The sequence below is a fragment of the Aeromonas sp. QDB39 genome, from assembly GCF_027707585.1.
Lineage (GTDB): Bacteria > Pseudomonadota > Gammaproteobacteria > Enterobacterales > Aeromonadaceae > Aeromonas > Aeromonas hydrophila.
On sequence record NZ_JAPCIV010000012.1, the window covers coordinates 121,680 to 129,592 of the forward strand.

General features: G+C 56.1%; 10 protein-coding genes. All 10 read left to right on the forward strand.

Going from position 1 to position 7,913, the window contains the following annotated elements:
• Positions 1–1,181 precede the first annotated feature (1,181 nt).
• The 10 genes from PG899_RS09205 (at position 1,182) to PG899_RS09250 (ending at position 7,857) form a co-directional block, all read left to right on the forward strand.
• Positions 1,182–1,406: a helix-turn-helix domain-containing protein gene (locus PG899_RS09205; protein ID WP_269150387.1), complete on the forward strand. Its 225-nt coding sequence runs from the start codon at positions 1,182–1,184 to the stop codon at positions 1,404–1,406.
• 1,098 nt (positions 1,407–2,504) lie between these two features.
• The gene (locus tag PG899_RS09210; RefSeq protein WP_190283801.1) at positions 2,505–3,590 is read left to right on the forward strand and encodes a capsid protein; all 1,086 of its coding nucleotides are present in this window, start codon (positions 2,505–2,507) and stop codon (positions 3,588–3,590) included.
• A 225-nt stretch (positions 3,591–3,815) separates the two neighbouring features.
• Positions 3,816–4,046 carry a hypothetical protein gene (locus tag PG899_RS09215; protein ID WP_109422082.1) on the forward strand — a complete coding sequence of 77 codons (231 nt, stop codon included), beginning with the start codon at positions 3,816–3,818 and terminating at the stop codon, positions 4,044–4,046.
• Positions 4,047–4,050: 4 nt separating this feature from the next.
• The gene (locus PG899_RS09220) at positions 4,051–4,707 is read left to right on the forward strand and encodes a Rha family transcriptional regulator (protein WP_190283802.1); all 657 of its coding nucleotides are present in this window, start codon (positions 4,051–4,053) and stop codon (positions 4,705–4,707) included.
• Positions 4,704–5,291: a hypothetical protein gene (locus PG899_RS09225; protein WP_232105271.1), complete on the forward strand. Its 588-nt coding sequence runs from the start codon at positions 4,704–4,706 to the stop codon at positions 5,289–5,291. The genes PG899_RS09220 and PG899_RS09225 overlap by 4 nt, the downstream gene beginning before the upstream one ends.
• 110 nt (positions 5,292–5,401) lie before the next feature.
• A complete protein-coding gene (locus tag PG899_RS09230) occupies positions 5,402–5,905 on the forward strand; it encodes a hypothetical protein (protein WP_190283803.1) in 504 nt (167 codons plus the stop codon).
• Positions 5,906–5,962: 57 nt separating this feature from the next.
• Positions 5,963–6,175, forward strand: a complete 213-nt coding sequence (locus PG899_RS09235; RefSeq protein ID WP_024945729.1) for a hypothetical protein — start codon at positions 5,963–5,965, stop codon at positions 6,173–6,175.
• Positions 6,175–6,375, forward strand: a complete 201-nt coding sequence (locus PG899_RS09240; RefSeq protein WP_190283804.1) for a hypothetical protein — start codon at positions 6,175–6,177, stop codon at positions 6,373–6,375. The genes PG899_RS09235 and PG899_RS09240 overlap by 1 nt, the downstream gene beginning before the upstream one ends.
• Positions 6,372–6,842, forward strand: a complete 471-nt coding sequence (locus PG899_RS09245) for a ribonuclease H family protein (RefSeq protein ID WP_190283805.1) — start codon at positions 6,372–6,374, stop codon at positions 6,840–6,842. Before PG899_RS09240 ends, PG899_RS09245 begins: the two co-directional genes overlap by 4 nt.
• A gap of 112 nt (positions 6,843–6,954) precedes the next feature.
• On the forward strand, positions 6,955–7,857 hold the full coding sequence (locus PG899_RS09250; protein WP_270697342.1) for a hypothetical protein: 903 nt from the start codon (positions 6,955–6,957) through the stop codon (positions 7,855–7,857).
• The last annotated feature ends 56 nt before the right edge of the window (positions 7,858–7,913 follow it).

Consider the following 7,913-nt stretch of genomic DNA (forward strand, 5'->3'; position numbering starts at 1 on the left):
GGATACATAAGACCAATACTAAAAGACTACTATAAGACATCTATTAGATACCCTAGATACTATCTCTCTATACTCTACTTACTATAGGTATCTTTAAGACTACCCAAGGTCTACCTAGAGACTACCCAAGGTCTACCCAAGGACGCCTCAATGGCTGTCCTGTTGTCGCTTCTTCTGGTCTCCCTTGCTTGCTTCTCCCTAGCTACTCAATACCTCCAGACTACCCAAGGTCTACCAATCGACTCCTTCAGGATGGCCCACGGGCTGTCCTGTTGTCGCTTCCTCAAGACTTCCCACTGACCATCCCAGGACAACCGAGTGACAACTTCAGGACAGATAGCTAGTAAGGATGATCAAGTGAGAGTATCCGTTGGCTGAACATGACGAGCCCCTTATGAGACCCAACGAGATGACCTGTTCCAAAATGTCCCGAGGCAAAAATGCAACACCATGAGCGACTGACCTTGGGACTGGTCGAAAATCCGGAATCCGGTAATCCGACCTCCAAGCGTCTGACCCGAGGACCGGTCGAAAATGCCCCGAGGGCAAATCCGGCCACCTCCCCGCGTCTCCCTCCACTCTCCCCTTTATCGCCTATCAACATTGTCCATCCAAGCAAGGGAAGGAGAGGGAGTTATCTATAAGTAATCTGTAGGTACTTATCCTGTGGCCCCTATGCACAGGGAAATCCGGAAGGGGGTAACGAAACGGGACGCCCCCTTTTAGCAACCCCCAAGGTCTGTCTGGAGGGGGTCTCAAAATCCCAATCTGGGGAAACGTGACCCCGAGGTCCGTCCGGAGGGGGCTCAAAATCGGGAATCCCGAAAATGTGCCCCGAGGTACATCTGGAGGTGGTCCCAAACGTCCCAACGGCTTTTGGGTCCACCCGAGGGGTAGCCAAATGCTGATACGACATTTGGACACCCCCGAGGTCCATCCTTGCGATACGCCGAAAATGCCCCTTGAGGCAAATCCGGCGTAGTCCCGAGATCTATCCTTCAGGTTCCGGAAAATCCCGAATTGGGGAAAACCGGAAGAGGTCCCGAGGTCCATCCTTCAGGTTCCGGAAAATGGGACCGCCCCAGAAACCGGAAGAGGACCCGAGGACGACCTGAAGCCGCTTTGGGAGAAATGCCCTTGAGGCAAAAATCCCAACCCCGAGATCTCCCCCAGCCCTCTCTGTGCAACTGAAGGAGAAACGTGACGCTGCAATTCTGGAGAAGCACAAGGAAGGCATGAGTGCTTATGCAATCGCCAAGCTGTTCAAGATGGGCGAATCGACTGTCAAAGACGTCCGCAAGCAGTACGCCGAAAACGCGGAATCCGTAAAATCGGCGCACCCCGAGTCTTCCAACTCCGCTGCTACGCATGACGGACCTTACCACTGCGCTGTGTGCCCTATCTGAATACCCTGACCTGAGGACTCAACACGGCTGCTCCTACAGCCATTCATCTAAATCACGCGCCTTGTCGTGTGTCCTGTCCTCTTGCCTCTCCTGCTGCTGGTTCAAGCGCGTGATGGCGGGAAAGAGGGTAGGACCTGAGGACAGGCCACACAAGAAGGAACCAGAAATGACAACACCTATCATCACACTAGCTGAGGCAAAGGCTAAGGGGCTCATACACTACTTTACAGGTAAGCCATGCAGGCAAGGGCACATAGCGCATCGCATTGTAAGTTCAAGGACGTGCAGCATGTGCCAGCGGATGCGGATACAAGAGAGGGAGGCACTCTTCCCTCACAAGTACATTGAAGGCACTATCCGCCGCCGCCATCCTCACGCCTTAGTCCACTTGTCCCCAGACTCTCAGAAACGTCTGGAAGCCGTCTACAGGTTCGCTGCTGCGCTGCGTAAGCGTACAGGTAAAGACTGGCACGTCGATCATTGTTACCCGCTGGCTAGAGGCGGCGTCCACCATCCTGACAACCTGATGATCTTGCCAGCCAGCTTGAACCTGAAGAAGAAGTCCAGCTTCGATTCTGCCGACCCTGCTCAAGTCCGTGGGCTGGTCGTCTCTATGCTTCACTTTGCCTCCACACGACCGTCAGCCGACGTGATCCGCCGTCACTTGGATGACTGATGGACGTGGCTGGGGTCCTTAAAAGCCCCTACGGCGTTTGGGGACCCCCTGTCTCCCGCCTTCCCAAAAATCCGGATTCCGGAAAATTGGGAACCCAGCGTCCCCTTACCGAAAATCGGGAATCCCGAAAATCGGTAACTCCCCTTTCTCCCAGCGTCCCCCTGCCCGAAAATCCTGAATCAGGAAAATCGGGCCCCCTCTCGATCCCCCTGTCCAAAAATCCGGAATCCGGAAAATCGGACACCCTCTCGCCTTCCTCCAGATTTCCCTGACCTAAGACGTAAGAGAACGCTCCAAGAGCGCGTAATTCAAGGACCAGCCCGTGGGGAAACCTGCGGGCTCCCTTTTTCTACGTCCTGACTCCCTTTCCCTCTTTCTCTTTGGCCGAAGGGCCATCCACCTATCAACAAGGAAAAACAACTATGTCTGCTTACGGCACTTTCCCGACTTTTCAAAACGTAACCCATGTAGGTCAGAACAACGGTCAAGGCGATACCCGAGCACTCTTCCTGAAGCTGTTCGCTGGTGAAGTCCTGACGATGTTCCGCAATCAATGCGTTTCCTTGGGCACCACCCGAGTGATGACCCTGAAGGGCGGCAAAGCATTCGATTTCCCTGTACTTGGCATGAGCCACAATGCGAAGTACCACAAGCCCGGCGAGCTGATTCAAGCAGGCGGCATTAAGAACGTCCTGCGCACTGTCACCGTCGATGACGTCGCTGTGGCTGCTGTGTTCGTGGCAGAACAAGACGAAGACCTGAGCAACTTCGAGGTTCGCTCTCACTATGCCCGTGAGCTGGCCTATGAGCTGTCGAACATGATCGACAAGAACGTCTTCCGGACCATCGCCAACGCTGCCTTCATTACCAACAAGGAGCTGGCTATCGCTCGCTTCGGTGAGAACGGCGTACTGGATGACGAGACCTTCACCGAGAACATTACCCTGCGAGCAACCGATGCGGCAGGCCGTCCGATGACCCGTGGTCAGCAAATCGTGGACGCCATCTACCGCGCCCGTACCGAGTTCCGCAAGGCAAGCGTCCCAGGTATCCCTGTGTGTGTCCTGAAACCGGACGACTTCGAGGCCCTGACCAATGCGGCAGGTGACCTTGGCAACATGGCTTGGCTGGACAACCGTTTCTTGGGTCAGACCGGTGAGGACAAGTCCAACGGTAACGCTGACACCGGCCTTCGCATTGCCGGTATGAAGATCTTCGAGTCCAACAACCTGCCGGACCAAGACGAAAGCAACGGCCTGATCGGCTCACCGGAACCCCTGAGCGTGGAAGACGGTGGCTCTGGCCGTACCGCTGCGTACCGTGGGAACTTCTCCAAGCTGCTTGGCTTGGTCTACACGAAGGACTGCGCGGCTACCGTGAAGGTGCGCGACATTGTGACCAAGTGGGTCCCCGAGCCCCTGCGCGTCGGTAACACCGTGCTGGCTAAGATGTTCGTCGGTCACAACATCCTGCGTCCGGCCTGTGCGGTCGCTCTGCTGGAAGCGTAACAGGGATTTCCCTGACCAAAGGATGGAGAGAGGTTTCTGTCAGGGTCCTCTCTTCCTCTGCTGCCTTTCTCGAAACCGATGGTCATGGTTGCGATTCCTTAGACCCCCATGCGTAGTTCCTGTGGTTAACACGGGGGCTGCCCTTGGGGGTTCTTCTTTGGAATACCGTATTGGACACCTCGACCTCTCCCTTTCATCCCCAATCTGATAACTCAAGGAAACATTATGACCCGCTCTTTCTCTCTGCCGGAAAGCGGCTACAAGGCCCCACGGCAACACACAACCGTGACCATTCGTCGCCCAATGATCCCCAAGGTAGACGCACTGGTTGAACTCTACCGCAAGAACACAGGGCAGCCATTGACCCGTACTGACGTCGTGAGCGCGATCCTGATGGACGCCTACAACGACTTCATCGAGACAGGACTTATGGTCCCCCAACAAGACAAGGAATAACCCAATGAACACCAATCAAATCACAATGACTTCCCGCCAGATTGCCGAGCTGACTGGTAAGCGCCACGACAACGTAATGCGTGACATCCGTGTGATGCTTGACGGATTAGGTCTCCTCAACTTTGAGGCGGGCTCTTACCTCGATGCAAACGGACAGAAGCGTCCCGAGTACCGCCTCGATAAAGACCTAGTGATGGCCTTGATCACTGGCTATGACGTGAAGCTGCGTCTCTCTGTAGTTAAGCGCCTGCGTGAACTGGAAGAAGCCGCAACGCCGTCCCTTGCGAGCATGACTCCAATGGAGTTTATCGAATACCAGTACCAGCGATTGAAGCAACTGGAAGCTGAGAACAAGCTGATGGCTCCCAAGGCTGAAGCCCATGATCGCTTCATGTTTACCGAAGGGTCCCGTTCCCTGCGTGACACTGCGAAGGCGCTGGGGTTTGGCCCTGTGAAATTCAACAAGCTGCTCGCTGCTGACGGCTACCTGTTCAAGCAAGGGAAGTCGTGGGAACCCTACGTCCAACACTTAGAAGCTGGCCTGTTCGTCCTGAATGTCAGCGAAGCAAACGGCGTAGTTACCAAGCAAACCCGAGTGACCCCGCTAGGTATCACCAAGCTGTCCCAGCGGTACACCACCAACAAGGAGGAATCTCAATGATGGACTACCAGACCACCGACTACGGCTTCAGCGTGGAGACCTACGACCTGCCCTCCTACTCCAGCGGCGTGAACGACCAAGGGGAAGCCCTCTATGAACTCGATGGGATCGAAATGACCAAGGCACAGGCCGAGGACTTCAAGGACTACTTCTTCGACGACGAAGACGATCACTCGCTCTCCCAAGGCAACGACACCGAGTCCCTACCGGACGCCATTCTTTCAGGGTTGAACGCTGTGAATGACGCGCTGGGAGGCGGTGGAGTCGCTGAGTTCTACGCTGACGAGCTGCTGGGTCTAGGCGAAAGCCGGATGGACTCCGTGGTCTCTTCTTCCGGTATGAGTCGGGAGGAAATCCAGTCCCATGCAACAGCGGTAATGATCGACATGGCCGCACAGGTAGGAATGCCCAGCGACTACCTGATGAACGAACTTCAGAACGACATTAACAGCGTCCGCTCGCTTAACTCCCAGTCTGGCTTGAAGCTGCTGCGAGAGGCTATCGCTGACGGTATCGCTGGGGAATACGACTCCGCGATGACCAAATGGGATCGCCTGCGTCGCGCCCTGCAATCCATCAAATAACCCACTTTCTCTAACCCCTAGTTACCCCATACCACAACCATCCGGAAAGCCTCTGCGGCCTTCTGGAGGGGCCACTGTGCCAGTCTCAACACAAACACAAGGAATCCGACATGAACAAAATCACCATTGCTGACCTGTCCGAAGAACTGCTGGACGTAATCAACGGCCAACGTGCGCTTATCAACAAACTGGCTGAACTGGCTGGCCTGTCCTCTGGTCAAGTCCGAGTGCTCCAGATGGAAGCCTCCCAGCGTCACCAACGGGCCAAGGCTGCTGAAGCGAAGGCCAAGGCCAACCGTGAAGCCTACGAAGAGGATCACCAACAGATGGCCGCTTGGGTCTACGCCACCCGCTTCGACTTCAACAATGCGAAGGAGTGGGTCAAAGCAGCAGCAACCGAATGGCTGGTTATCTGCGAGCGCAACGGCTCCGAGCATGGCCTTGATCACGCCTACAAGTACCACGAGCCGACCCAAGACGAACTGCTGGAAGCCCTGAAGGATCTGGAGCGGTGGAGTCGTGCGACTGAAGAACACAACAAGGACCGCCGCGAACATGCCCAGCGGACCCTTCCGAAGGTCAAGGCCAAACTGGCCGCCCTGCTGACCGCTTAATGCAACCCACGGGGGAGGCCCAGCGTCTCCCCTGCTCTACCGAAGGAACCTATCAACATGACCGCTAATGAAACCTTTCTTGTCCATCCCAGCGACTTCGTGAAGCGCCTCCAAGCCTTCGCCACTCTGACCCTTGGCCGCCGTCCGTCTACTGGTCAGGTGCAGAACGCAATCAACCGATACGTCATGCAATCCCACGGGACAGACCGAGAGTCGCTACTTGCGCTTGCCCGTGAGCTGTTCCCGACAACCGAACAGGAGGCCGCCTGATGATCACCATTGAGAACTGGAGCCACATACGCAAAGCCAAGATCCGTCATGCCCTCTTCTGCGTCGCCTATCGGAGACTCCAAGGGGACAGCTTCGCGGCAGCCTGCCGGACTACAGCAAAGCGTCTGAACTGCAATGAAGGCCGTCTGCGCCTTCTCGCAAGGCATTACATCAAGACCACCGGAGAGAACACCCAATGACCCAACAGTACACCTACACACTCGCCACTGATGGCGCTTGCAACACCAACCACACCAAAGCGTCAGTCCGAGTGGCTGGCTGGGGTTTCCTTGCCGTCCGTAGCGATGGCCGCAAAGTTGAACGCTGCGGCTACTGCGTGGGCGCTGGGGAGTCCAACCAGACCGGAGAACTGGAAGCAGTAATTCAAGGGCTGTCACTCCTTAAACCTGGCTCTGTGGTCGAGGTCCTGACGGACTCCGCCTATGTGATCAATGGGGCGACCCAGTGGTTAGCCGGATGGAAAGCGAAGGGATGGAAGAAGGCAGACAACAAGCCAGTCCAGAACAAGGACCGCTGGGAGCAGTTGGATGACCTGCTGAACACCCGCCAAGTGACCTTCAAGAAAGTGAAGGGACACAGCGGCCACCCGATGAACGAACGAGCGGATCAACTGGCTGTGGCCGGAATGAATCGCGCTGGAATGTAAGACCGATCAACACACTCAACTATTGGCGCTCCTACGTGAAATTTCAGGAAGAGTCTGGGGGATTGACCCCGAGATTTCACGTAGGGGCGCGACGCTAAAGGAGAAAACTGACATGACTATTCGCCAAAGTGGCTTTGGTTCCCTTGAACCGACCCGCCAAGTAACCGCACAGCGTTATCAAGCGTCTGTGGCCCCTGCTCCCCGTCAACTGTCCGGCCTTGAGAAACTGGCTGAGTTCGGGATGCAGTCCCTCAAGTACAAGCACCAGATAGACCAAGAGGTCCTTCAGGCTGACCTGTCGATTGCCGTGGAGAAGTACGAAGACGCAATCAAGGGGATGGACCCTTCAGACTTCGCCAAGGACCCTGAAGGCTCTCTGAAGGCAGCAGGGATCGACGACCTCTATGGTCTGATCGAGAAGGCCCCTATCGGTCGTCAAAGCGAAATCCGCAAGAAGATTGACTACCTGCGGGAGAAGACCACCGCAAGCATGACAGCAGCCCACGACACCCGTGAGAAGGTACGGGCAGCCGTCTACAACACCTCCAACGAACTGCGGGCAACTGGGGACGTCTCACCGGAACACTGGGAATCCGTCATGGCTCTCAAGGGTGAATCCCAGCAACACGCCATCGCCTCTATGGCCCAAATCGCTATCACAGAGGGGCGCATGGAGTTGTTCGACCGGATGGCCCAAGACCAACGCTTGGCCCCTGAGCTGCAAGACAACGTGGAGGTCTGGAAGCGTCAGGCCCAGTCCATGATTGACGCCAAGAAGCGCGAGGAAGAGGCAGCAGCACGACGCCGAGCAATCGAGGCCAACAAGGCACACAAGGAAGCCCTCAAGGCCCAGCGCCAGATGGCAGTCCTTGGGATGCTCTCACAGGGGACCCCAATGGAGGTCGTAATGTCTCTTGCACCTCTCAACGATGGGGTCAAAAGGGACGAGGTGGAATGGGCTGTCCGGTCTAATCCTGCGCTGCACCGCACAGTGTGCGTATTCCGGCGAAGTTGAACAGCCATTCCGGCCAACGTGAACACCCTGATCCTTAACGCGCTCACGTCACCCCG

Coding starts and splice junctions, on each gene's coding strand:
- PG899_RS09215 (WP_109422082.1), top strand. CDS start 3,816: ATGACCCGCTCTTTCTCTCTGCCGGAAAGCGGCTACAAGGCCCCACGG.
- PG899_RS09225 (WP_232105271.1), top strand. CDS start 4,704: ATGATGGACTACCAGACCACCGACTACGGCTTCAGCGTGGAGACCTAC.
- PG899_RS09245 (WP_190283805.1), top strand. CDS start 6,372: ATGACCCAACAGTACACCTACACACTCGCCACTGATGGCGCTTGCAAC.
- PG899_RS09250 (WP_270697342.1), top strand. CDS start 6,955: ATGACTATTCGCCAAAGTGGCTTTGGTTCCCTTGAACCGACCCGCCAA.
- PG899_RS09230 (WP_190283803.1), top strand. CDS start 5,402: ATGAACAAAATCACCATTGCTGACCTGTCCGAAGAACTGCTGGACGTA.
- PG899_RS09235 (WP_024945729.1), top strand. CDS start 5,963: ATGACCGCTAATGAAACCTTTCTTGTCCATCCCAGCGACTTCGTGAAG.
- PG899_RS09210 (WP_190283801.1), top strand. CDS start 2,505: ATGTCTGCTTACGGCACTTTCCCGACTTTTCAAAACGTAACCCATGTA.
- PG899_RS09220 (WP_190283802.1), top strand. CDS start 4,051: ATGAACACCAATCAAATCACAATGACTTCCCGCCAGATTGCCGAGCTG.
- PG899_RS09240 (WP_190283804.1), top strand. CDS start 6,175: ATGATCACCATTGAGAACTGGAGCCACATACGCAAAGCCAAGATCCGT.